Raw genomic sequence first — 23637 nt, 5'->3', positions numbered from 1 at the left:
AGGTCACACCCCCAATTGCAGGCCGTCGGCGGCTTCCTCCACCATGGCCAGGCCGAGTCGGCTCACCCGTACGGAGAAGGGCGCACCCGAGACCCGTAGGCCCGTCAGGCCGATCTCGCCCAGAGGGGCACTGCGCATGGGTCGAAGCGTGACCGTCCCGGCCGGGGCGTCGGGGCGGATACCCGCGAGGGTGGTCAGCAGCAGCACTCCCGCGGCCGCCGCGGTGGCGGCGGGGCGGCAGGCCGCCGGGTGGGGCAGCGGAGTACTCCCGTCGGTGCGCTGCTCGCCCGCGTACATCTCCGGCAGCCGGTGACCGAAGGCCTCGGCCGCCGCCAGTACGCCACGCAGCAGCGAACCCGCTTCCTTCTCGTATCCGGCATCGGCCAGGCCCGCGACGGCGACGGCTGTCTCCTGCACGCGTACGGCGCCGACGCGGTGTCCGAACGGGTTGTGCCCCGGCTCCTTCACACCCAGTCCGCGCAGACCCCACCCCGAGTCCAGGACCGGGCTGCCGAGCAGCCTCGCCAGTTGTTCGGTCTGCACCTTGTCGAGCAGTCCGGGTGCGCGTTCACCCCCGCCCAGCAGGCCGGTGTCGAGGAGATGGGCGGCAGCCGCGCCGAGGTGCGGTACGGGACGTCCGTCGGGAGCGAGGGCGGCCGCCGGCCGGCCGCCGCCGAGGTCGTCGATCCAGAAGTCCACGCGAAAGGCCGTCCGGAGTGCCCGGGCCCATTGCCGCAGCTCGGCACTGCCCGGCCGACCGCAGGCGTCGAGCAGGTCGGCGCCGAGCAATGCCGCGCGGTGGGCGTGGGCCTGTGTCTCGCACCGGGCGGGGCCGCCGGGCTGCGGATCGCGTAGATACGGACCGTCGGCCGCGGCGGTCCTCAACCAGCTCAGACAGCGCTCGGCCGTCGGCAACAGCTCTTGCGTCTCGGGCTCCGAAAGCCCCCAGCGGCGGGCCTCGGCGAGGAGTACGGGGAACAGAAGCGTGGCCTCCGTGCCCGTGCATCCCGGTGGCAGATGTGCGCCGGCGTCCCGTCGTGGTCCCGGGATCATGCCGGATCGGGGGTCCGGGTGGGAGATCTGGGTGCGGGCGAGGGTGCGCAGTGTGCCCGCGGCCAGCCGTGTACCGAGGGGCAGCGTCATCCGGGCCGCGGCGAGGGCCTCCGCCGGGGCGAGACCGCACCGCCAGGGAGCCCCGGCCGCGAGGTACGTGTCCGCGGGGTGTGCCGGGTCGCGCAACAGCAGTGCCTGGAGATCCTCGACGCTGGTCCGCAGGAATGCCTGGACGCGTGGGTCGTCGCCCGTCGCTCCGGTGGGTGCGGTGGAACCGGCGGGGGTCAGGGGGTTGGTCGCCGCGCGGCCCATGGATCGGAGGGGGCCCGCGCCGTCCGGGCGTACCCGTAGCTCCACGGTCGTGCTGCCGCCCGGAGGCAGTTCCACATCCCAGCGCAGCAGGCCGGCGGAGGCCAGCGCGTCGGCGGGCGGTGGGTCCGCCGTGACGGACGAGGACCCGCTGGGGCCGGACCAGCGCAGACCGGAGTCATGGACGCTCGCGGGCAGCTCGGGTCCCGTGTGGCCGGACGCGATCGCGCCCAGGTCGGCGAGGTCCGTACCGAGTGCCACCTCGACGGGCAGGCGCAGAGGGCGCGGGGCCGCGCTGTGCAGTGTGATCCGCTCCATGCCGTCCGCGTGACGGATCCGCTCGACGACGAGGTCGGGGTCCGGTCCGGTGTGCGGGGAGGTACGCAGGGTGCCGACGAAGCGGGCCTGGTCCGAAGCGGTCATCCGGGCCTGGACGGCAAGCGGCTCGCGCCCCGCCACGCGCACCTGGCACCGGGCGAGCACACGGCGTCCCGCCCGGTAGAAGCCTTCCAGCCCTTGGCCGGTCAGCTGACCTTCCTGGGTGGAGATCGCGAGCCCGGGCAGGGCGACGCAGATCATGGCGGAGTGGACAGGGGGCAGCTCGGCGGAACGGCGAAGGGCTGCGGTTGCGCCTGCGGCCGGGGCTGTGGTCCTGGGCTGGGTGCTTCGGGGGGAGGTGATGGGTGGGCGTCGCGTCTGATCGGTGGGCGGGAAGGAGGGTGACGTCCGTGTAGGGGTGAGGGGTGGGGCGTTGGACGGTCGGGGGGCCGGGTGGGGCGAGGCCCTGTTCTTTGGAGCGGTGCGGGTGGGTTGGGGTGGACAAGAGCCTTGGCCGGTGTGGGCGGGCTGATGTGGGCGGTGTTGGTCGATGTCGAGGGGCTGTTGTGGGGGGCTGTCTTGGCTGGTGGCGACGGGTTGGTGTGGAGGGCTGTGCTGAGCAACGCCCGGCGGTTGGCGCGGAGAGTCGCCCTGGCCAGTGCGCGAGGGTTGCCGTGGAGAGCTGTGCTGGGCAATGCCCGAGGGTGGGAGCGGGGGCCCGCCCCGGGCAGTACCTGAGGGTCGGCGCGGAGGGCTGTCCTGGTCAACGCTCGGCGGTTGGCGCGGAGAACTGTCCTGGGCAGTGCCCGTGGATTGGCGTGGAGAACTGCTCTGGGCAGTGCCGGGGATCGGGAGCAAGGGCCCGCTATGGGCCACGCCTGCCAGGGGAGGTCGGCCCTGTGCAGCCCCGGTGGGCCGGGGCGGCGCGGTCGGGTCGTAGTGGCCGGCACTGCCCGCAGCAGTCGGCAGGCCTGCGACGGGCTGACGAGGCGGCGAGGCCTGGTTGATGGTGGGGCGGTCGTCGTCGGCAGTGGCGGGCGAGGTCGGCTGATGCATACGAGGGCTTCTCCTGCGCTCTGTGTGCCTCTGGCGTGGTCGGCGCCGGGTCGAAGGCCCCGGCAGGACGGGGGCGGGTGGCGACACACCACGGCCGGGCGCTCCGCCACTCAGGTGAACGGAACGGGGCTCCCCGGGGTCACGGGCACCACTGGGCAGCCCCTCCGAATGGCCGGGGAGTGTCGCTACGGCGGGTTGCCTGCGCCTGTCCCGTGGTCGAGACGGTCGACGTGTGAGGCCGCAGGGTGCGACAGCCTGTGCGGCCGCGGGATGGAACCCGTGTGGCGCCGATCCGGGCTCCGGCCGCTCCTCCCTGTCCGGGGCGGCTCACACCTCCCGCTCGCCGCCACCGATTGCGGGGTTGGCGCCTCCTGCATGGGCGTCTCGGCGCCGTACCGCGCCCTTGCCCGTACTACGAGCACGCGCGGCCCCCGTCCGCGTGGTGGTGGGACGCGTACGGCCTGACGCCGGCGTGCGGGGTCGGAGGGCGTCCGGCCCGGGCTCACGTTTGCCACCGCTCGGGGCGTGGATGGAGGCGCCGGTGCCCGTGGCGCGTAGCCGACGACGCCGACGAGAGGCCTCTCGGGACACCGGCTCGGGAATCCTCACCGATGCAATGCCATCCCCCTCCTGCCCTTCCCCGCTTTCCTCTCCTTCCTCTCCTTCCTCTCCTTCCTCTCCCTCCTCTTCTTTCTCGCTTTCCTCTCCTTCCGCGCTTTCATCGTCTTCCTTCCTGGCGGCGCCCTGGCTCTCCTCCGTCCGCTCCGCCCTCGCGTCGCGTTCGCCGCGCAGACAGCGGCGGATGGATTCCGGGTCCACGCCCTCGTTGCACGCCTGGTGGAGAAGGCGGGCGAAGAGGTACTCCGGGTCTGCGCCCAGTGCCATCGCGAGGGCTTCCCTCGCCTCGATGCCGTCGCCCGTCGACCAGGCCACCCAGCCGGCCAGGGCGAGAGGAGCTGCGGCGTGCTCGCCGTAGGCGCCCACGCAGCGGCGGGCAAGAGACCGCCAGAGACGTAGGGCGGGGCCTGCCTCGTCGCCCTCCATCCACTCGGCCGCGCGATCGCGGGTCATGCGGTCCTGCAGGCCGAGGATCAGCGTCGCGGCTTCGTCGTACCCGATCAACTCGTCGTCGCGGCGGTCCGCCAGGAGCGGGCCGGAGACGAGCGGGGCTTCGGCGAGGCGCCGCATGACGAGTTCGGCCAGTTTCACCGTCTCCTCCGCCACTTCCGCGCGGCTCGTGTCGTCGAGGATCCTGGGGACCAGCGCCCGGTTGGCGGTGTCCAGGGCGGCCTGCTGTTCCAGGGCCGCGGCCGTCTCCCAGGGGATCAGCCTTGCGCGCAGCTCCCGCAAGGTGCCGCGGACCTGGATTCCCGCGTAGGTGGCGGCCGCGGCGAGGACGGAGGTGCCCGGGAGGCCCATGGCAGTCCCCTCGTTGGGACAGCAGCTCTCGCTGCCGCAGCAGTAGGACCAGAAGCGGCCGTCGGAGATGCACAGCGCTTCGATGACCGGCACGTCGAGGGCACCGCACTCGACACGCAGCCGCTGGGCCAGCGGTCGCAGTCGTTCCATGACCTGCCGCCCCGACTCGCCCTTGGCCGGTTCCTGGCAGACGTAGGCGACGATCTGTTCCGGCCGAGCCCCTCGGCGTTCGCTACCCGTCACCAGGCCGTGTGCCAACTGGCGGGCCACGGAAGCCCAGTCGTCCGTGTTCGCGGGAATGCCGAGCCGGGCCCGGCCGCCGAACCTGCCGCGGCCGTCCCTGTCGTGCAGGGCGACCAGGACGATGCTGTCCTCGGGGCGGTAGCCGAGCAGGTAGGGCAGGGCGTCGGCCAGTTCGGCCGGGGTGCGCAGGGTGATCTGGTGGGTGCCGTGCCCCTCGTACGGGTCTTGTCCGTCACATCCGGCAATGTCGCCGTCTTCGAAGGATCCAGTGGTTTCGCCGTGATTCGTCATGCGCTGACGATCTCGCGGATCGCAAGATTCCGCTTAGCCCTGTGGATAACTCAAGTCAGAGACACGTCACCCACATTGACTGGCGACCTCGCTGTCACCATGCTCCGCACCGGCGACACCGGAGGCATCGGCGACATCAGCGCCATCGGCGACGCCGACCAGCACGAAAGCCATCGTGACCGGTCGGCCGCTGCGGTTGCGCCAGGCATGGCGGGTGCCGTTCTGGATCACGACGTCACCTGCCGAGAGCCGGGTGCAGCGGCCGTCGTCGAGTTCGAGGATGACCTCGCCCTGCAGCACGATGCCGTAGTCCACGGTCGGCGTCGTGTGCATGCCGTCGGGCTCGATGAGTTCGGCAATCCCGGGCGAGTCGGCCCGCTGCTCCCGGTCGAAAGCGACGGGGTCGAACTCCGGGTCGGCCATCGCGGTATCCGGCGGGAAGGTCAGGACGATGAACCGGGTGCCACCGGGCGCCGGGAGCAGGCTGGTGACTTTCGGCGTGGGGTCCTCGCCCGTCCGGCTGACCTGCTCGCCGGGGTCGGTGGCCCACGGCAGGCGGGACACCCAGCCCGGCAGACTGGTGAACTCCCGACTGCGCGGGACGGGGCCGTCGCTCACGACGACCGACCTGCCGTTCTCGTCATGGCCCGTGACGACTCTGCGCATGGGTCCCTCCCCTCCTCGGGCGGTCCGTCGGATCCGCCGGGACATCAAAAGGTCGAAACGACGAAACGTTCCCAGGCATCCAGCACGCCCTTCACGCTGGCTGCCGACGCCCGAAGGAGAGCCGACGCCACCGTGCGTACGAACAGCCGGAGCCGGTCGTCGGTGAGGTATTCCACCGGGGACTTGCCGTCCACCCGCGCGAGGAGCAACGCCGGCAGCAGCGACGCGGCCCGGGCCTCCAGGTCCGGCCGGGGTTCCCAGTCGACGTGCCGGACGTATTCCTCGGCGAGCACGTGGGCGGACCGCAGGAGTTCGGCACGGCGTCCGGGCACCACGAGACTCTTGAGGAGCAGATGGTTGACGCAGAAGGCGAGGTCGAAGGCCGGGTCTCCGTACCAGGCGCACTCGGCGTCCAGCAGCACGGGTCCCGACGGGCCGACGAGGATGTTCTTGGGGCTGACGTCGCCATGCACCAGCGCCAGACGTGTGCCGGCCGTGCGGTCGGCGAGGCCCTGGAGGATGTCGCCCAGAGCGGGATGCGCCGCTGCGGTCGCCAGCAGATACGGCTCGATACGCAGGGCATGGAAGTTGTCGTCGGTGGCGAACTCCGCGGCAAGGGCCGCGTCACCCGCGCTCGCCGCGTGCAGGGCGCCGAGCACCTCCCCGACGGCCGCCGCGGTCGCCACCTCCACCTCGCCGTTGAGCAACTGCGCCTTCCACATCGGGTAGCGCTCCGGGGGCAGATACGACATCGCGAAGAGGCCGGCTCCGGGATCGTGGGCGAGGAGTTCGGGCACACTGTCGGGGCCGTGCCGGGAGGCGAAGCGCATCCACGCCCATTCGTAGGCGTTGCGCGACACCGGCGCCTCCCACTCGGCCGCGACCCTCAGTCGGGCCAGGGCCCGCTTGACGCACAGGGAGCGTCCCGGCAGGTCCACCCGCCACAGGTCGGACGAGACACCCCCGGCCAACGGCGTCCAGTGCGCGACTTCGCCGGGCGCCGCGAGCCCGTGCGCGGTCAGGAAGTCGGACAGCGCGGGGTCAGGACTCACCGGTGCGAGGTCCGGACTCACGGGCGCAAGGTCCGGACGCGCAGGTGCCGGGTCCGGACGCGCAGGTGCCGAGTCCGGACGCGCAGGTGCCGGGTCCGGACGCGCAGGCCCAGCGCCCAGACTCACCGCTGCAGGATCCGAACCCACCGGCCCAGAATCCGAACTCACCGGCCCAGGTCCAGGGCCCGAACTCACCGGCCCAGAATCCGGACTCGCCGCCTCGGATGCCACGTTCATCGCCGGTCACCCGATCCAGCATGCAGCCCATCAACGCTGTTGCACGGATGCGCCGGCGCCTCGCCCGCCAAGATCCGTACGACCTCCTCCGCGGCCCGGCGGCGCAGCTCCGCCACCGAGGCGTCGGAGGAGAAGGCCACATGCGGGGTGAGCAGCGCGCCGGGCTGGGCCAGTAGCTCGGCGGGGACGTGGGGTTCGCTCTCCAGTACGTCGAAGGCGGCGCCGTCCAGGTGCCCGCTGTCCAGTGCCTTGGTGACCGCGTCGGTGTCCACCAGGCCGCCCCTGCTGACGTTGACCAACAAGCCGCCCGGCTTCATGGTCGCCAGTTGCTCGGCACCGATGATGTGGTGAGTGCCGGGCAGGAGCGGCACATGGAGGATCACCACGTCGCTGCGGCGCAGCAGCTCCTCCAGGCCCACACTCTCCACTCCGGGGGTGTCCTTCGGCGGGTGCGGGTCGTGGGCCAGGATCCGGCAGCCGAACGCGCCGAGCTTGCGCGCGGTGGCGCGCCCGATGCGCCCGTATCCGACGATGCCGCAGGTCAGCGTCGACAACCGGCGCAGCCGGGCGCTCGCGGGATCCCAGCGGCCCGCACGGACCGCCCGGTCGAACACGGCCAGGCCCCGCGTCCAGGCCAGCACCATGCCGACGGCGTGGTCGGAGACTTCCTCGACGCAGTAGTCCGGGACGTTGGTGACCCACACCCCCCGCTCCGTGGCGGCGTCCACGGCGATGTTGTCGAGGCCGACCCCGAGCCGGGCCACGATCCGCAGATCCGGCGAGGTGCCGATCGCGGTGGCGGACACGGGCGCCCAGCAGGTCAGGATCCCGGCGGGCCGGTGCTCGGCGACCAGCTCCTCGATCGCCTCGGCGGAGGCGGGCTCGGCGGGGCCGGTCACCAGGGTGTGGCCCGCGCCCTCGATGACGGATCGCTCGACGCAGTCGTCGGGCCAGGCGTAGTCGGTGAGCAGCACGGTGCCTGGGCGGCTCGGTGGTTTCATGGCAGGTCGTCCTCGCAGAATCGTGCGGCAGCCGGCCGGCTGCCGGGCGTCCCGCCCCGTCGCGTCCGGTGAGCTGGCTTGATCGTCATGTCAGCGGGCTTGGTCGTCATCCGGGAAGGGCGGCCGACGGCATGTCCGATGCGGCCGTCGGCCGCGGGGGGCGGGTGGAGAGGGTCGCTGGGCTCGGGTCGGGTGCCGGCGCTCGCCGACTTGTGGTCGGTGGAGGCGCCGCGGGACGTCCCTGGAACGGGTCACGAGATGCCGGGGCACGTCGCATCACTCTGTCACAGCCACGCGATGCTAACGATAGCACTCCCGAGCTTCGACACGTCAAGAGCCCTGGCGCACGCTCGATCGCCGGCACCCTGAAATCGACAACCATCGAAGCTGAAATCGACGCCCCTCGAAGAAATCCACTGTCCGCATCTTGACGCGCCAGTGACTTCCCTCCATGGTTTTGGCCAACGCCGACCGCGTGGCCGACAAGTGTCCGCGCGGCGTCCGGCTGTCGACGACGTCATAGCCACGGACGTCCCCGACGGGCGATATACCGGCTGAATTCCGCATGCGGTGTCCGACCGCACGGCGGCCCGTCGCCTCACATTCCACTGGCCCGGCCGGCCACGTATCACCTCACGGCCACCGTCACCGGCCCGAGTCCGTGTTCAGCTCACCGCTTCTCGCCTTGTCCGTACGGCCCCGTACGGCCCCGTACGGCTGGGCATTCCCGCGGCCAGCCGTGGCCCATTCCTCCTCAGGAGCCGCTATGACTCACGCAGCGCAAGTCGACACCCCAGCAGTTCCCGCCGACGACATCCAGGACAGCAACCGCGCGCCCCTCTCCAAGGGGATGATCGGCGCGGGCTTCCTGCTGGTGGTCCTCTCCTACATGGTCAACGCGATGGACCGCCAGGTCTTCCCCCCGCTTCTGCCCAACATCCGTGCGGAGTACGGGTTCTCGCTGGAGCAGGGCGGACTGCTGGCCACCAACTTCACCCTCGGCATGGCCCTGGCCGGCCTGCCCGCGGGCTACCTGCTGGACCGCTTCCGCCGCAAGACGGTGCTGCTCGTCAGCATCGTGATCTACTCGCTGGGCACCATGGCGACGCCGCTGGCGACCGGTTTCGCCGACATGACGGTGTACCGGGTCATCTCCGGCTTCGGGGAGGGCATGCAGTCCGCCGCCATCTTCGCCGCGATCGGCGCCTTCTTCACCCATCGGCGGGGCCTGGCCTTCGGCGTCATCGGCGTGGGCTACTCCGTCGGCGTGTTCATCGCCCCGCTGATCGGCGTTCGGCTCATGAGCATGCACGGCACCTGGCACTCGCCCTTCTACCTGTTCGGCACGGCCGGCCTGCTGATCGCCGCCGCCTCCCTGTTCCTCGTGAGGACCGGCCTGACCGAGCACTCCGTGGAGAAGACGGTCGCGACCAGGACGTACGAGTACATGCCGACCTCCGCCTACAACCGCAACACCATCGCGCTGGCCGTCCACTCGGTGGTCAGCGGTGTCGCCATCTACGGCTTCCTCGGTCTCTACCCGACGTACCTGATCACCTCGCACCACTACACCGCCGAGCAGGCCGCACTCGCCATGAGCCTTCTCGGCTTCGGCGGCATGACAGCCGTCCTCGGGGGCTGGCTCGGCGACCGCGTGAACCAGCGCAGCCTGCTGATCATGAGCCTGCTGGCGGTCTCGGTGATCAGCGTGGGGATCTACGAGACGCAGGCGGGAGTCGGCGTGCAGTGCGTGTACGCCTTCCTCATGGGAGCCTTCGGACTGGGCTTCATCTACCCGAACACCAACAGCGCGATACAGAGGGCCGTCCGCCCCGAACAGATCGGACGCGCCTCCGGCCTCTTCGTCACCAGCTACTACGGAACGGCTGCGTTCTCGGGGCTGCTGTTCGCCGCCCTGGTGGACTCCTTCGGCTGGAGCCGGGCCGGGCTCCTGCAGGTCACCTTCCTGCCGCTGGTCGGCGTCGCCGCCCTGTCCTTCGTCCGCCCGTCTCAGTTCAACAACGCGGCTCGCTAGGGCCTGTGCGGATACACCGCGGGGCCTGCCCGTCGCCGAGCGGAGGGCAGGCCCCCTGGTGTGTGCCGGACGAGTGACAGGGCCTGCCGACCGCCGAGCGGAAGGCAGGCCTGTGGTGTGTACCGGACGAGCAGCACGGGCCTGCCCACCGCCGAGCGATGGACAGGCCCCTGATGAGTGCCGGCTGACGCCCGGGCTCAGACGCTCTCCGCCACGACCGGGTTGCGCAGTACGCCGATGCCCTCGATCTCGACCTCGACCTCGTCCCCGGGGCGGATCGGCCCGACCCCCGCAGGCGTACCCGTCATGATCGCGTCACCGGGCAGCAGCGTCAGGTAGCGGCTGAGGTAGCTGACCAGCTCGGGAACGGCGAGCAGCAGGTCGGCCGTGGTCGCAGACTGGGTGACGGTCCCGTTCACACGGGTCGTCAGCGAGAGTGCGGACGGGTCGAGTTCGGTCGCGATGACCGGCCCGAGGGGCGCGAAGGTGTCCTGCCCCTTCCCGATCAGGAGGGTTCCGAACTTGCTTTCCTTGCGCTGGACGATGCGGTCGCTGACGTCATTTCCGCATGTGTAGCCGAGAATGTATTCATGAGCCTCGGAAGGCTTCACATGGCGGGCTTCCTTTCCGATGACGACGACCAACTCACCTTCGAAATGGACCAGTTCACCATCGGCCGGATAGACGATGGCGTCCCCCGGCCCGATCACCGCCGTACTCGGCTTCATGAAGCACACGGGAACTTCCGGGACCTGGCGGTCGGTTTCGTCGATGTGCGAGGCGTAGTTGTAGGCGAATCCGAAGATCCGGGGCCGCTCGAGCGGCGGGAGAACGACCACGTCGCCGACTTCGTCGACCTGACCCGAGGGAGCCGACCCGGTGAAGGGATCGCCCTCGAATCTGACGATCCGGGTGTCCCCGGATTCGAGTTCCCCATAGAAATGCGCACTGCCGACGGCATACCTGACGATCCGCAAAGGAGACCTCCGCAATTGGGCAGCCGGGGTCGACTGCACGGCCCATCCAGCAGTGCTAACGTTAGCACAGTGCAGAAGCGCAGACTTGACGCTCCACCGCCCCGGCCACGGAGCGCAACGGCAGTGCTATCGTTGGCATACGGACAGTGACCGCACCAGGATCAGGCAGCTCGAGGGGGCCCGCTACGTGATCACCACCAGGGACATCGCCGAACGCCTCGGCGTCTCCGTCTCGACGGTCGGCCGGGCACTCGCCGACGACCCGCGTATCAGCGAGGAGACCAAGTTCCGGGTCCGCCAGGCCGCTTCCGAGATGGGCTACGTGGCCAACCGCGCGGCACGGATGATGCGGGGCGCGTCCAGCAACGTGGTCGCGCTGGTGATCCCGGACATTCGCAACAGCTTCTACTCGACCATCGCGCACGAGCTGTCCAAGAACATGGAGGCCGAGGGCTTCCAGTTGATGCTCTCGGAGACCGACGACGACCGGATGGTGGAGCTGCGCCACCTGCGGGAGCTCTCCGCGAACCGCGTGGCGGGCGTCATCATCGTGCCCACGGCACGCCCGCACAGCGAGTCCGTCAAGCTCCTGCGGGCCGTGCCACACCTGCAACTGCTGCGCCGCCACCCCTCGCTCGGCTCCCAGTGGTTCGGCGTGGACGACCACGAGGCGCTGCGGCAGGCCACGGCCCACCTCGTGGCCCAGGGACACACCAGGATCGCGTACCTGGGCGGCCCCGAGGAACTGCCCACGGGCGCGGAGCGTCTGCGCGGCTTCCGCAGTGCCCTGCAGGAGGGCGGCCTGCCCGACACGGCCGGCATCACGGAGCTGGGCCCGCCGTCGTCCGTGGACCACGGCCGGCTGGCAGTACGCCGGCTGCTCCAGGGACCCGACGCACCCACCGCCCTCGTACTGGGATCGATCCAGCTCACCCTCGGCGTCCTGGAGGAGCTGTCGGAACACGGCGTGAAGGTCCCCGGAGAACTGTCGGTGGTCGGGTTCGGGGACGAGCCCGGCTTCTCCTGGTGGGGGCCCGGGCTCACCACGATCGGCCTGCCGATCCAGGAGATGGCCACCGGCTGCGCACTGTGGCTGATGCGCCGGCTCAAGACCAAGCCGAGCAACGACGGCCCGTACACGTCCCTCTCCCCCGGCTCCCTGATCGTGCGCGGCAGCACCGCGCCACGCGCCGGACGGGCAGCGTCAACGTCCGACTGAAGGTGGACACGGGCGGCCACGCAGGCACGGGGGCGACGTAGGCACAGAGACAGACACAGGCGCCCGGAGCGATGCACTCCGGGCGCCTTCCTGGACGTAGGGGAACTCCGTCCGGTTTAGCCCCCCTTCCTCCCCCCAGTCCTGCCCGGCGGACCCGCGCCTGCCTGCGCTGTCCGTCCGTTCAGGAAGAGCGAAGGTCCGCCGGAGTTCTCGCCGGAGCGTGCCGGGTCATGCGAACGATAGCATTAGCCGGCAAACCGACCAAGGGGGTGCCACCCACCGCCCACCGCCCGGAAGGGAGACACCACCTCCCTCTTGACGCGAACACCGACACTACGCATGATTGCGCTATCGTTAGCATTTGCGCGCGGCGAGGTCGAAGAGAGCCGTACGACACTTCACTCGCCCCGTCGCCACTGGCCCGTCGGCCCACCGGCCACCGCCCACCGGCCCACCGATCGGGGGCCGCAGCGCGGCAATCCCCCCACGCTCGCACCACCGCGGGACCCTCACCGCACCTCGTGCCAAGGACTTCGTACCGCTGCGGGAGGCACGGACCCCGCACCGCCCCGAGAGTCCGCACCGCCCCGAGAGTCCGCACCACCCCGAGACCCCGCACCACCCCCTGACCCCGCACCACCCCGATCGTCCGAACTCCGAAAGGTTGCACCGCCATGACAGACACGCGGATCGCGAAGCTCCACGGCCGCAGGGTGTGGGACTCGCGAGGTCGGCCGACGGTCGAGGTCGAGGCCCACCTCGCGGACGGCTCGGTCGGCCGGGCCATCGCGCCGGCGGGGGCCTCGACGGGCCAGGGCGAGGCGCTCGACCTGCGCGACGGCGGCAGCCGCTTCGGCGGACTCGACGTGCACCGCGCGGTCGGCTCGGTGAACCACGAGATCGCGCCCGCCCTTCTGACCCGAGACGCGACCGACCAGGAAGCTGTCGACCGGCTGCTCGTCAACCTCGACGGAACTCCCGACCGCAGCCGTCTCGGGGGCAACGCGATCGTGGCGACGTCCATGGCGGTACTGCAGTCCGCCGCAGCGTCGGCGGGCGTACCGCTGTGGCAGCACGTGGCGGGCGGTCACCCGGTGCGTATCCCGCTGCCGGAGATCCAGATCTTCGGCGGCGGCGCCCACGCGGACCGGCGCGTCGACGTCCAGGACTTCATGGTGGTCTGCCCCGCAGCCCGCAGTTTCTCCGACGCACTGGACTGGACGGCGGAGATCTACCGGGCGGCCGGGAGCCTGATGCGCAAGGCGGGGAAGGCCCAGGGCGTGGCCGACGAGGGTGGCTTCTGGCCCGCGTTCGACTCCAACGAGGAGGCTCTGGAGACGCTGACCCTGGCCATCGAGACCGCGGGCTTCACACCCGCCACCCAGGTCGGCATCTCCCTGGACGTCGCCGCCTCGCAGTTCGGCGGCGGCGGGCGGTACACGCTCGCGCTGGACGACCGTACGTTGGACACCGAGGCGTTGATCGACATGCTGGGCGGCTGGATCGAGCGGTATCCGATCCTCTCGGTCGAGGATCCGGTGGGCGAGGACGACCACGAGGGCATGGTGGAGTTCACCCGGCGGCACGGCCGGCACTGCCAGGTGATCGGCGACGACTACCTGGTCACGAACGCCAAGCGGGTCGAGGCGGCGGCCACCGCTGGTGCGGCGAACGCCGTCCTCGTCAAGCCCAACCAGGCAGGCACCGTGACCGAGGCCTTCCAGGCCCTGCGCGCCGGAAAGGACGCCGGCTTCGGCACGATCGTCTCGGCCCGCTCCGGAGAGACGGAGGACGTCACCATCGCCCATCTGAGCGTCGGATGGGACGCGGGCCAGTTGAAGGTGGGCTCGTTCACACGCTCGGAACGCATGGCCAAGTGGAACGAGGTTCTGCGCATCGAGGAGTCCCTCGGGGAATCCGCGGAATTCAGCGGCTGGTCCGCCTTCACATTCGCCGATTCCGCGCCTTCCACCCCTTCCACACCTTCCACGTCCGAGACGTAGAAATTCCACCCAGGCCGTAGCGGTCATCGAAGTACTAAAGTCATCGAAATCCTGAGCTGTCCGGAGCACGGAGACCAGCATGCTGCCACCCGTCAATCTGCGCCCGAGTTTCAACATCACCCGAACCAGCCATGTGCGGCTCACCGTGGCCGATCTCGCCGAGAGCCGGAACTTCTATGTGAACGCCCTCGGACTCGTCGTCAGCGACGAGGACGAGCGCACCTGCTACCTCCGCGGTCTCGCCGAGGCCTGCCATCACAGCCTCGTGCTGGAGCTGGACGAGGAGGGCGCCGGTTCGTGCAGGAGGATCGGTTTCCGGGTCTTCTTCGACGAGGACCTCGACATCGCCTACGCCTGGTTCCGCGAGCGAGGGCTGCCCGCGGAATGGGTCGACCTGCCGTACCAGAGCCGTACCCTGCACGTCACCGACCCAATAGGCACCCCGCTCGAACTCTGCGCGCACATGGAGACGCGGCCGAGGCTGCACATCAGCTTCGAGCACCACAAGGGTGCCCACGCGCAGCGGCTGGACCACTTCCAGACCTTCGCGCCGAACACCTACGAGCTGACCGCGTTCTACGGCGAACTCGGCTTCCGGAACTCCGAGTACCTGGCGCACGGCGACAAGCTGCTCGGCTCGTTCATGTACCGCAAGGGCACCACCCTGGACCTGGCGCTCGTGGAGAACACCGGTCCCGCCCTGCACCACTTCGCGTACACCGTCTCCGAGAGCCGCGACATCTTCACCGCCTGCGACTGGGCGGGCATCCTCGGCTACGGCGAGGGGGTCGAGCGGGGACCGGGACGTCACGGTCCGGGCGGCATGCTCTTCACCTACCTCCGCGACCCCGACGGGCACCGCGTGGAGGTCTTCAACGCCCACTACCAGACGATCGACACCGAGATCGAGCCCGTGCGCTGGGACGCGGGGTCGCTCAGCACCAACGTCCGCTGGGGCTTCCCGGCCCTGGAGAAGTGGTATTTCGAGGCGTCGCCCTTCGTGGGGACGCCGCAGACGCCGCCCGCCGAGCTCCCGAAGCCGATGACGCTCGAGCAGTACCTGCTCGAACAGTCCGCCCGCTGACCCCTCGCTCCACACCCCTCCACACCCCTCCCCTCCACACCCCTCCCCTCCACACCCCTCTCCACCCCTCCGCACCCCGAGGAGACGCCATGGCACGAGTTCCCTACCTGCGCCGCGAGGACGCGGACGAGGCGCTGAAGCCTCTGTACGACCGGCTCGAAGCCGAACGCAAGGTACCGACGGCGAACATCTTCCTCGCCCTGACCAACGCGCCGACGCAGTTGGACGCCTTCCTGACCTACGCCAACTCGCTGCGGGCCGCCGACCTGAGCCCCAAGCTGCGTGAACTGGCCATTCTGACCGTGGGGCACGCGACCCGGTCCGCGTACGAGGTGGCGCACCACCAGTCGCACGGGCTCAAGGCCGGGCTCACGGAGGAACAGCTCGCGGCGGTGGCCGACTTCGAGTCGTCCGGTCTGTTCGACGCGACGGAGAAGGCGGTCATGCGCCTCGCCAGGGAATCCACCCTCAAGGTCGACGTCTCCGAAGAGACGTGGCGTGCCGCCGCCGCACATCTGACGGACCAGCAGATGGTCGAACTGTCGTTGTCCATCGCCTGGTACAACTCCGGCGTCCGCATCATGGGATTGCTGGACATCGACCTCGAGTCCGGTTACGCCAACCCTTTCTGATCCCGCCCCGCGCGTTTTTTGCAAGGAATTCCGAGGAGTATTTCAATGGCGAAAATGCTCGCTGCACGACTTCACGCGCTCGGTGAGCCGATGTCGGTGGACACGATCGACGTGCCCACTCCGCGGCCGACCGACGTGCTGGTGCGGGTCAAGGCGTGCGGGATCGTGCCGAACATGGCCAACGTGATCAACAACTGGCCCACGTGGTACCCGCACCAGCCGCTGCCCGAGCTTCCCGCGATCTTCGGTCTGGACCCCGCGGGCGTGGTCGAGGCGGTCGGCGAGGCGGTCCTCAACACCAAGCCCGGGGACAGGGTGTACGTGAGCCCGCTGCGGTCCTGCGGCAGCTGCCAGGTGTGCCGAGGCGGCGAGCTCAGCCGGTGCCGCTACTTCACCCTCAACGGCTACTTCAGTACGTCCCGCGACGGCCAGCGGATCTTCGACCTCTACCCGTACGGCGGCTTCTGCGAGTACATGACGGCGCCGCAGTACTCGATCGTCAACATCCCCGACAACATGACGTTCGAGCAGGCCGGCAAGCTCGGCTACATCGGCACGTCCTACGGAGCCCTCAAGCACGCGTCGGCCGGCCCCGGCCAGGTCGCGCTGATCGACGGGATCACCGGCACCCTCGGTGTGGCCTCCACCCTTCTCGCGCTGGCCTCGGGCGTCTCCAGGGTCCTCGGAACGGGCCGCAACGAGGAACTCCTCAAGCGTGTGAAGGAACTGGCCCCGGACCGGATCGAGGTCATGCGGCTGGGCGAGGGCTCCACCGGCGCGTGGGCGAAGTCCCGTACCGGGGGCGAGGGGGCGGACTTCGTCATCAGCGCCCTGGGCGCCAAGGCCCCCGTGGAGACGATGCTGGACTCCATGCAGGGTGTCCGCCGGGGCGGCAAGGTGGTCAACGTGGGGGGCGTGGCAGACCGGTTGCCCGTGGACGTGAAGTGGCTCATGGACGAGCAGGTCCAGCTGATCGGCTCCAACTGGTTCACCACCGCGCAGGGGCAGGAGATCGCCGACATGGTGGAGACGGGAGCCCTGGACCTGTCGTACCTGATCACCAAGCCCTTCCCGCTGTCCAAGGTCAACGAGGCGATCTCAGGACGCGCGACGGACCACGACGGCGGGTTCAGCAACTACGTCGTGATCCCCTGAACCGTGGATCCGGGTGAACCGCACGCGAACCCACCCCACGGCGGTCCTGTTCTGCCCTGACACCGCCGTGGGGTGTTTCATCTCAAGGGCCGTGCACACGGCCTGTGCGCTCGATCTGTGCACACGGCTTGTGGGCTCGGCCCGTGCGCTCAGCCTGTGCGCTCGTCGGCGCACAGCCTGTGGGCTCGGCCCGTGCGCTCAGCCTGTGCGCTCGTCGGCGCATGCCCGGCAGAACGGAGGAGCCGATGGAACTGCGCTGGCTGGAATCGTTCGTCACCGTCGCGGAGGAACTGCACTTCGCGCGGGCCGCGGATCGTCTGCATCTGGCGCGGTCGGCGCTCAGCGCCCAGATCAGGGCGCTGGAGTCGCACCTGGGTGTGCGACTGATCGACCGCGGCCGACGCACCCGCCCGGCGCTCACCAGTGCCGGGCAGCTGTTCCTCGACGAAGCGCGACTGACCCTCGCGCAGGTCGCCCGGGCCGAGGCGGTCGGCCGGCGGGCCGGGCGCGGTGAACTGGGGCACGCCCAGATCGCGTACGTCGCCTCGGCCGCGTTCTCCGGGGTGCTGACCGACGTCCTCACCCGCTGCGCGGCCCCCGGCACGGAACTCACGGTGCAGGTGCGCGAGCTGGAGACACCGGCCCAACTGGAGGCGCTGGCCTGCGGGGACATCGACGTCGGCTTCCTGCGCTGGCGGCCGGAGTACCCACCCGAGGTCATGGCCACCTGCCTGCTCACCGAAGAGGTCGTCCTCGCCCTGCCCGCAGGGGCGCCGCTGGCGGCGTACGAGGCGGTACCGGCGGCGGACCTGCGCGACGAGTGCTTCGTGGCCCCGCACTTCGACGAGGAGTACGGCTGCCGCGACCAGATCCTGGAAGTGGCGGAGCGCGGGGGTTTCACCCCGCTGTGCGCTCCCCCGGTACGGGACTTCATCGCGGCGCTGACCCTGGTGGGCGGCGGACTCGCGGTCTCCCTGGTCCCCGATTCACTGCGGCGGGTCCACATCCCCGGAGTGGCTTACCGCCCTCTCGCGGACGTACCGCTGACCACCCGGCTCGTGGGCGCCTACCGCAGGGGCGAACGCTCACCCGCCGTACGCGGCGTGATCCACCGCCTGCGGGAGGCCGCGGCCGCCACGGCGACGGCCGGCTGAGACCTGCACCCTCACAGATGTGGAGGGCCCCGGTCACCGCCCGTCGCCAGCAGCTTGCGGACGGCGTCGAGCGCGGAGCCGGGGCCCATGAAAGGAGACGGCGGCCTGGGCGGCCGCCGTCTCCTTCGGCCTCAGATCCCGCCCGTCAGCGGAACGCCGCCTGACCCGTGATCGCCTGCCCGACGACCAGGGTGTGCATCTCGCTGGTGCCCTCGTACGTCAGGACGGACTCCAGGTTGTTGGCGTGGCGCAGCGGCGAGTACTCCAGGGAGATGCCGTTGGCGCCGAGGATGGTGCGGCACTCCCGCGCGATGGCGATGGCCTCGCGGACGTTGTTGAGCTTGCCGACGCTGATCTGCTCGGGGCGGATGCGGTGCTGGTCCTTGAGCCGGCCCAGATGGACGGCGAGCAGTGCGGCACTGCCCAGGGACACGGTCATGTCGGCGAGCTTCTTCTGGGTGAGCTGGAACGCGCTGATCGGCTTGTCGAACTGCACGCGGGAGTCGGCGTACTCGATGGCCGCCTGGAGCGAGTCGCGGCCCGCGCCGACCGCGCCGAACAGGATGCCGAAGCGGGCCTCGTTCAGGCAGGACAACGGACCGCGCAGGCCCTCGGCGTGCGGCAGCCGGGCCGAGTCGGGCAGCCGTACGTTGTCGAAGTACAGCTCCGAGGTGATGGACGCACGCAGCGACATCTTCTGCTTGATGTCCTGCGTGGTGAACCCGGGCGTCCCGCGTGGTACGAGGAAGCCGCGGACGCCGTCCTCGGTCTGCGCCCAGACGGTGGCCACATCGGCGATGCCGCCGTTGGTGATCCACATCTTGGAGCCGTTCAGGATCCAGTCTCCCCCACCGTCACGCACGGCCCGGGTGCGCATCCCGGACGGATTGCTGCCGAAGTCGGGCTCGGTCAGGCCGAAGCAGCCGATCGCCTCACCGGCGGCGAGCCGGGGCAGCCACTCCTGCTTCTGTTCCTCCGAGCCCCACTTCCAGATGGAGAACATCGACAGCGAGCCCTGCACGGACACGAAGCTGCGGAAGCCGGAGTCGGCGGCCTCCAGCTCCAGACAGGCGAGGCCGTAGCTGACGGCGTTGGTGCCTGCGCAGCCATAGCCTTCGAGGTGCATACCGAGGACGCCCAGCTTGCCGAGTTCGGGCGCCAGTTCGCGGGCGAAGTGCGCGTTCTCGAACCACTCGCCGATGTGCGGGCGTACCCGGTCGGCGAGGAACTTCGCGACGGTGGCCTGGATCTCGCGCTCCTCGTCGGTGAGGACGGAAGCGATGTCGAGCAGTTCGAGGGGGTCCTTCATCGGCCTGCCGCTCATAGGGGGCTCCTTGTGATCATGTTTGGGTCTTCGGGTCTTCGGGGGTTCGGGGCTCAGGGGTTCGGGGGACGGAGGATCTCCTCGGTGTGCTGGCCCAGCCGTGGCGGGGGCAGCGGGTACCGCGCGGGTGTTCCGCTCAGGGTGATGGGATGGGCGACCTGGCGGGAGGGCTTGCCGCTGTCTCCGTCGGCCGCCGCGGCGGGGATCTCGACGATGCCGGGCAGGCCCAGCCGCTGGGCGAAGGCGAACGCCTCGTCGATGCCGTTGACCGGCCCGGCCGGCACTCCTGCGGCCAGCAGGACGGTCGACCAGCGGTCCGCGCCCTCGGTGCTCAGCAGCCGGGTGAGGATCTCCCGCAGCTCGGCGCGGTGGGCGACCCGGTCGGCGTTGGTGCGGAAGCGGTCCTCGAACGCCAGGCCGGGGTCCCCGAGGACCTCGGCGAGCGCCGCGAACTGCTTGTCGTTGCCCACCGCGAGGGCGATCGGGCGGTCCGCCGTCGGGAGGGTCTCGTACGGGGCGATGCTCGGGTGTGCGTTGCCCAGGCGCCCTGGGACGACACCGGCGACGGCGTACGCCGAGGCCTGGTTGACCAGGGCCGACAGCAGCGAGCCGAGCAGGTTCACCTCCACGAGCTGCCCTTCCCCGGTGGCGTCCCGGTGCCGGAGGGCCGCGAGGATGCCGAGCGAGGCGTGCAGTCCGGTGATCACGTCGACCAGGGCCACACCCGCCTTCACCGGTTCGCCGTCCATGGTGCCGGTCACGCTCATCAGGCCGCCGACGGCCTGGACGAGAAGGTCGTATCCGGGGATCGCGGCGCCCTCGCCGCTGCCGAAACCGCTGATCGAGCAGTAGATCAGTGCCGGATGCCGGGCACGGAGCTCCTGGTGGCCGAGGCCCAGCCGCTCCATCGTGCCGGGGCGGAAGTTCTCCACGACCACGTCGGACTCGGCGACCAGGGCCCGTGCCTGTTCGCGGCCGGCCTCTGTGGTCAGGTCCAGGACGACCGACCGCTTGTTCCGGTTGACGCTCAGGAAATACGTCGACGTGCCGTCGTGGTCCGCCGGGGGGTGCCAGGCCCGGGTGTCGTCCCCGGTTCCCGGCCGCTCGACCTTGATCACGTCAGCGCCGAGGTCGGCGAGGAGCATGGTGGCGTAGGGCCCCGCGAGAACCCGGGAGAAGTCGGCGATACGCAGGGCGCCCAGCGCGCCCGCGCCCCGCCCCGTCCCGTCGGGTGCACCGGCCCGTCGGTCCGGTGCGTTGTCCTGCGTGCTCACGCGCCCTCCTCAGTGATCGTTCCGCCCGACCGCGACTCCACCGGAGCCGGTTCCCGTCACCACCAGGGCGTCAGGGGCGTTGCCGGGCGGGTGACTTCGACGACGGGAAGGCCCTCGCCGCAGGGCGCGACGGCCCCTACGAGGGCCACCCGCGCATCCACCGCCACCACGAACGGCGCCGTCCCGGTGACCTGGCAGAGCAGGTTGAAGCCCTCGTCCATCGCGACGAACCATGTGTTCTGCTGGGCGTGGCCGTTACGGCGGACGACGACTCCCACGCCCGCGCTGCGTTCCCGGTCGAAAGCCAGGGACCCGCAGGCACGGCAGAACGAGCGCCGGTAGGCCGGAGTACCGCACCAGCGGCAGCGCTGGAAGAAGAGTTCACGCCGGCCCGCCGCCTCGGTGGGTTCACGGGTGTCTGTCGGGAGCATCGCGTCCTCCTGCACGCAGGTTCGCTGACCGGAAACAGGTGATCGGAATCAGGTGATCGGAATCCGATGTCCCCATCACTCTGGCCCCGCCGAGAATCACCGGTCAACGACGTGCTGACGCATCTTTGTGCGCGGAAAACGCTCCGTTCCCGAAGGTCAGAGCCCCTTTTCCGGCGTTACTCTCGTGTGTCGCCGAGGCGTGGACCCTTCAGGCTTCCGGGCTTCAGCCGGCCGCTGCAAGGACCAGTGGGAGGACCCGGTCGCTGCCTGCCTGGCGGAGCAGGCGGGCCGTGACGGCGAGGGTCCAGCCGGAGTCGGTGTAGTCGTCCACCAGCAGGACGGGGCCGGGCGAGGCAGCCAGGGCGGCGGACAGTTCGTCGGAGACGGTGAAGGCGCCGGACAGGGCGCGGAGGCGTTGGGCGGAGTTGCTGCGGCGGGCGGCGTGCGCGCCGTTCGGCCCCGTGTAGGTCAGGGTGCCCAGCAGGGGGAGGCGGCCGATGTTCGCGATGCCCTGGGCGAGGGAGCCGACCAGTTGGGGGCGGGTCAGGGACGGCACGGCCACGACTCCGGCCGGACGGGCGGAGGCGTCCGGAACGTTCGGCGCCCAACCGCCCGGGGAGCGCGCCCAGTCGGCGAGGACGGCGACCGCCGCCCGCAGGACGTCGTCGGGTACCGGACCGTCGGGCGCGTTCTCGGCCAGCAGGGGGCGCAGCCGGTTGCCCCAGCCGATGTCCGAGAGCCGCCCCAGGGCACGCCCGGTGGAGCACTGCTCCCCTGCCGGGATGCGGCCCTTGAGGTTGATGCCCAGGGCGGGCATCCCCGTCGGCCACATCCGGCGCGGCTCGACCTCCACGCCCGGGCGGTCCAGTTCCTTCGCCGCCCCCGTGAGCGTCTCGGCCGAGACGGAGGAATCGGCCCACGCCCCGGCGCAGTTGTCGCACCGGCCGCACGCCACCGCGCCCTCGTCGTCCAGCTGGAGCCGCAGGAACTCCATCCGGCACCGGGACGTGCTCACGTAGTCGCGCATGGCCTGCTGCTCGGCAGCGCGCTGCCGCGCGACCCAGGCGTACCGGTCGGAGTCGTAGACCCACGGCTCGCCGGTCGAGATCCAGCCACCCTTCACCCGCTTGACCGCGCCGTCCACGTCGAGCACCTTCAGCATGGTCTCCAGACGGGTGCGCCGTAGATCGACCACGGCCTCCAGGGCCGGCACGGACAGCGGCCGGCCCGCGTCCGCGAGGGCGGAGAGGGTCTGGCGGACCTGGGTCTCGGGCGGGAAGGCGGTGTCGGCGAAGTAGCGCCAGATGGCCTCGTCCTCCTTGCCCGGCAGCAGCAGCACATCGGCATGCTCCACCCCGCGGCCCGCACGTCCCACCTGCTGGTAGTAGGCGATCGGCGAGGACGGCGAGCCGAGGTGCACCACGAAGCCCAGGTCCGGCTTGTCGAAACCCATCCCGAGCGCCGAGGTCGCCACCAGCGCCTTGACCCGGTTCTCCAGCAGATCGACCTCGGCCTGCAGCCGGTCCGCGTTCTCCGTGCGCCCCGTGTACGAGGCCACCGGGAAACCGCGCTGCCGCAGAAAGGCGGTGGCCTCCTCGGCCGCGGCCACCGTCAGCGCGTAGATGATCCCGGATCCCGGCAGCTCGTCCAGGTGCTCGGCCAGCCAGGCCAACCGGTGCGCGGCGTCCGGCAGCCGGACCACACCCAGCCGCAGGCTCTCCCGCTCCAGCGGGCCACGCAGCACCAGGGCCTCACCGGCGCCGGTACCCAACTGCTCGGCCACATCCGCGGTGACCCTCGCGTTGGCGGTCGCGGTGGTGGCCAGCACCGGCACCCCGGCCGACAACTCGGCGAGCATCGCCCGCAGTCGGCGGTAGTCCGGCCGGAAGTCATGCCCCCAGTCGGAGATGCAGTGCGCCTCGTCGACCACCAGCAGGCCGGTCGTGGCCGCGAGCCGGGGCAGCATCTGCTCCCGGAAATCCACGGAGTTGAGGCGCTCCGGGCTCACGAGGAGAACGTCCGTCTCGCCGCGTTCGACCTCGTCGTGGATGCTGTCCCACTCCTCCGGGTTGGCCGAGTTGATGGTGCGCGCCCGGATCCCGGCCCGCTCCGCCGCCTCGACCTGGTTGCGCATCAACGCCAGCAGGGGCGAGACGATCACCGTCGGGCCGGATCCACGCCGGCGCAGCAGCGCGGTGGCGACGAAGTACACCGCCGACTTGCCCCAGCCGGTGCGCTGCACCACCAGGGCACGCCGACGCTCTTCCACCAGGGCCGACACCGCCTGCCACTGGTCCTCCCGCAGCCGGGCCGAACCCCCCGGGGCACCGACCAGCTCAGCGAGGACGGCATCGGCTTCAGTACGGAGCTCCAGGTTGTCCATGCCTCCATGCAACCCGAACCGCCGGGCGCGGGCCAGCTCACTCAGCGTGACGCAGGGATCGCCAGGGGTCCATGCGTCTACTGTGGTTCACGGCGGACGCGACGCGTGGGCGGCCGGTCGGCGCTGCGGGCACGCACGCGCCGTGCGCTGCCGGCCGATGCGTGCCTGGTCGACCGCGGGGTAGGGATATAAGCCACGCACCACCGCATAACCGTCGGTGGCCCCAATTGCTCGTTGCCGCATCCCAGTTCGACAGGAAGAATTGAGGTCCGCTCCCCGCGAGGCCCGTCCGTTGATGACGTAGGGCTCTGCTGCGGTGTG

17 protein-coding genes are annotated in these 23637 nt (G+C 70.6%); 7 read left to right on the top strand and 10 right to left on the bottom strand.

Going from position 1 to position 23637, the window contains the following annotated elements; translation table 11 throughout:
• Window positions 1-3 precede the first annotated feature (3 nt).
• The 5 genes from ACGFNV_RS17705 to ACGFNV_RS17685 all read right to left on the bottom strand — a co-directional run bounded on the left by ACGFNV_RS17705 (window position 4) and on the right by ACGFNV_RS17685 (window position 7645).
• The gene (locus ACGFNV_RS17705; RefSeq protein ID WP_393623455.1) at window positions 4-1941 is read right to left on the bottom strand and encodes a glycogen debranching N-terminal domain-containing protein; all 1938 of its coding nucleotides are present in this window, start codon (window positions 1939-1941) and stop codon (window positions 4-6) included.
• A 1122-nt stretch (window positions 1942-3063) separates the two neighbouring features.
• Entirely contained in the window at window positions 3064-4689 is a 1626-nt protein-coding gene (locus ACGFNV_RS17700; protein WP_393623453.1) for a DUF4192 domain-containing protein, read from the bottom strand.
• A 66-nt stretch (window positions 4690-4755) separates the two neighbouring features.
• Window positions 4756-5355: a cupin domain-containing protein gene (locus tag ACGFNV_RS17695; protein WP_393623451.1), complete on the bottom strand. Its 600-nt coding sequence runs from the start codon at window positions 5353-5355 to the stop codon at window positions 4756-4758.
• 44 nt (window positions 5356-5399) lie between these two features.
• Window positions 5400-6428: a phosphotransferase family protein gene (locus tag ACGFNV_RS17690; protein ID WP_393623449.1), complete on the bottom strand. Its 1029-nt coding sequence runs from the start codon at window positions 6426-6428 to the stop codon at window positions 5400-5402.
• Between the two features lie 212 nt (window positions 6429-6640).
• A complete protein-coding gene (locus ACGFNV_RS17685) occupies window positions 6641-7645 on the bottom strand; it encodes a C-terminal binding protein (RefSeq protein WP_393623447.1) in 1005 nt (334 codons plus the stop codon).
• Between the two features lie 766 nt (window positions 7646-8411).
• Between ACGFNV_RS17685 and ACGFNV_RS17680 the strand changes: the two genes are divergently transcribed.
• Window positions 8412-9680, top strand: a complete 1269-nt coding sequence (locus tag ACGFNV_RS17680; protein ID WP_393623446.1) for an MFS transporter — start codon at window positions 8412-8414, stop codon at window positions 9678-9680.
• 197 nt (window positions 9681-9877) lie between these two features.
• On the opposite strand, the gene ACGFNV_RS17675 is transcribed toward ACGFNV_RS17680, so the two are convergent.
• On the bottom strand, window positions 9878-10657 hold the full coding sequence (locus ACGFNV_RS17675; protein WP_393623445.1) for a fumarylacetoacetate hydrolase family protein: 780 nt from the start codon (window positions 10655-10657) through the stop codon (window positions 9878-9880).
• 187 nt (window positions 10658-10844) lie between these two features.
• On the opposite strand from ACGFNV_RS17675, the gene ACGFNV_RS17670 reads away from it, so the two are divergent.
• From ACGFNV_RS17670 to ACGFNV_RS17645, 6 genes are all read left to right on the top strand, one after another.
• A complete protein-coding gene (locus tag ACGFNV_RS17670) occupies window positions 10845-11876 on the top strand; it encodes a LacI family DNA-binding transcriptional regulator (protein WP_393623443.1) in 1032 nt (343 codons plus the stop codon).
• A gap of 674 nt (window positions 11877-12550) precedes the next feature.
• Window positions 12551-13879 carry a phosphopyruvate hydratase gene (gene eno, locus ACGFNV_RS17665; protein WP_393623442.1) on the top strand — a complete coding sequence of 443 codons (1329 nt, stop codon included), beginning with the start codon at window positions 12551-12553 and terminating at the stop codon, window positions 13877-13879.
• Window positions 13880-13958: 79 nt separating this feature from the next.
• Window positions 13959-14963 (top strand): VOC family protein, encoded by a 1005-nt coding sequence (locus tag ACGFNV_RS17660; RefSeq protein ID WP_393623440.1) that lies wholly within the window; start codon window positions 13959-13961, stop codon window positions 14961-14963.
• Window positions 14964-15052: 89 nt separating this feature from the next.
• The gene (locus ACGFNV_RS17655; protein WP_393623438.1) at window positions 15053-15595 is read left to right on the top strand and encodes a carboxymuconolactone decarboxylase family protein; all 543 of its coding nucleotides are present in this window, start codon (window positions 15053-15055) and stop codon (window positions 15593-15595) included.
• 54 nt (window positions 15596-15649) lie between these two features.
• Window positions 15650-16750, top strand: a complete 1101-nt coding sequence (locus tag ACGFNV_RS17650) for an alcohol dehydrogenase catalytic domain-containing protein (protein ID WP_393623436.1) — start codon at window positions 15650-15652, stop codon at window positions 16748-16750.
• A gap of 221 nt (window positions 16751-16971) precedes the next feature.
• On the top strand, window positions 16972-17904 hold the full coding sequence (locus tag ACGFNV_RS17645) for a LysR substrate-binding domain-containing protein (protein WP_393623435.1): 933 nt from the start codon (window positions 16972-16974) through the stop codon (window positions 17902-17904).
• A gap of 145 nt (window positions 17905-18049) precedes the next feature.
• Here ACGFNV_RS17645 and ACGFNV_RS17640 read toward each other — a convergent pair whose 3' ends face one another.
• The 4 genes from ACGFNV_RS17640 to ACGFNV_RS17625 form a co-directional block, all read right to left on the bottom strand.
• Window positions 18050-19228 carry an acyl-CoA dehydrogenase family protein gene (locus ACGFNV_RS17640; protein WP_393623433.1) on the bottom strand — a complete coding sequence of 393 codons (1179 nt, stop codon included), beginning with the start codon at window positions 19226-19228 and terminating at the stop codon, window positions 18050-18052.
• 53 nt (window positions 19229-19281) lie between these two features.
• Complete coding sequence (locus ACGFNV_RS17635; protein ID WP_393623431.1) at window positions 19282-20502, bottom strand: CaiB/BaiF CoA transferase family protein; 1221 nt, start codon at window positions 20500-20502, stop codon at window positions 19282-19284.
• 56 nt (window positions 20503-20558) lie between these two features.
• Window positions 20559-20933 carry a Zn-ribbon domain-containing OB-fold protein gene (locus tag ACGFNV_RS17630; protein WP_393623430.1) on the bottom strand — a complete coding sequence of 125 codons (375 nt, stop codon included), beginning with the start codon at window positions 20931-20933 and terminating at the stop codon, window positions 20559-20561.
• Between the two features lie 223 nt (window positions 20934-21156).
• Window positions 21157-23316: a DEAD/DEAH box helicase gene (locus ACGFNV_RS17625; protein WP_393623428.1), complete on the bottom strand. Its 2160-nt coding sequence runs from the start codon at window positions 23314-23316 to the stop codon at window positions 21157-21159.
• Window positions 23317-23637: the final 321 nt, after the last annotated feature.

The sequence above is a fragment of the Streptomyces sp. NPDC048751 genome, assembly GCF_043198595.1.
Taxonomy (GTDB): domain Bacteria; phylum Actinomycetota; class Actinomycetes; order Streptomycetales; family Streptomycetaceae; genus Streptomyces.
Note: the sequence above shows the minus strand (reverse complement) of the source record. Positions and strands in the feature narration are given on the sequence as shown.

Bases quoted from the DNA above. Each gene is read 5' to 3' on its own strand.
- ACGFNV_RS17705 (WP_393623455.1), bottom strand. From the start codon at position 1,941: ATGATCTGCGTCGCCCTGCCCGGGCTCGCGATCTCCACCCAGGAAGGT.
- ACGFNV_RS17700 (WP_393623453.1), bottom strand. From the start codon at position 4,689: ATGACGAATCACGGCGAAACCACTGGATCCTTCGAAGACGGCGACATT.
- ACGFNV_RS17695 (WP_393623451.1), bottom strand. From the start codon at position 5,355: ATGCGCAGAGTCGTCACGGGCCATGACGAGAACGGCAGGTCGGTCGTC.
- ACGFNV_RS17685 (WP_393623447.1), bottom strand. From the start codon at position 7,645: ATGAAACCACCGAGCCGCCCAGGCACCGTGCTGCTCACCGACTACGCC.
- ACGFNV_RS17680 (WP_393623446.1), top strand. From the start codon at position 8,412: ATGACTCACGCAGCGCAAGTCGACACCCCAGCAGTTCCCGCCGACGAC.
- eno (WP_393623442.1), top strand. From the start codon at position 12,551: ATGACAGACACGCGGATCGCGAAGCTCCACGGCCGCAGGGTGTGGGAC.
- ACGFNV_RS17660 (WP_393623440.1), top strand. From the start codon at position 13,959: ATGCTGCCACCCGTCAATCTGCGCCCGAGTTTCAACATCACCCGAACC.
- ACGFNV_RS17655 (WP_393623438.1), top strand. From the start codon at position 15,053: ATGGCACGAGTTCCCTACCTGCGCCGCGAGGACGCGGACGAGGCGCTG.
- ACGFNV_RS17650 (WP_393623436.1), top strand. From the start codon at position 15,650: ATGCTCGCTGCACGACTTCACGCGCTCGGTGAGCCGATGTCGGTGGAC.
- ACGFNV_RS17645 (WP_393623435.1), top strand. From the start codon at position 16,972: ATGCCCGGCAGAACGGAGGAGCCGATGGAACTGCGCTGGCTGGAATCG.
- ACGFNV_RS17640 (WP_393623433.1), bottom strand. From the start codon at position 19,228: ATGAGCGGCAGGCCGATGAAGGACCCCCTCGAACTGCTCGACATCGCT.
- ACGFNV_RS17630 (WP_393623430.1), bottom strand. From the start codon at position 20,933: ATGCTCCCGACAGACACCCGTGAACCCACCGAGGCGGCGGGCCGGCGT.
- ACGFNV_RS17625 (WP_393623428.1), bottom strand. From the start codon at position 23,316: ATGGACAACCTGGAGCTCCGTACTGAAGCCGATGCCGTCCTCGCTGAG.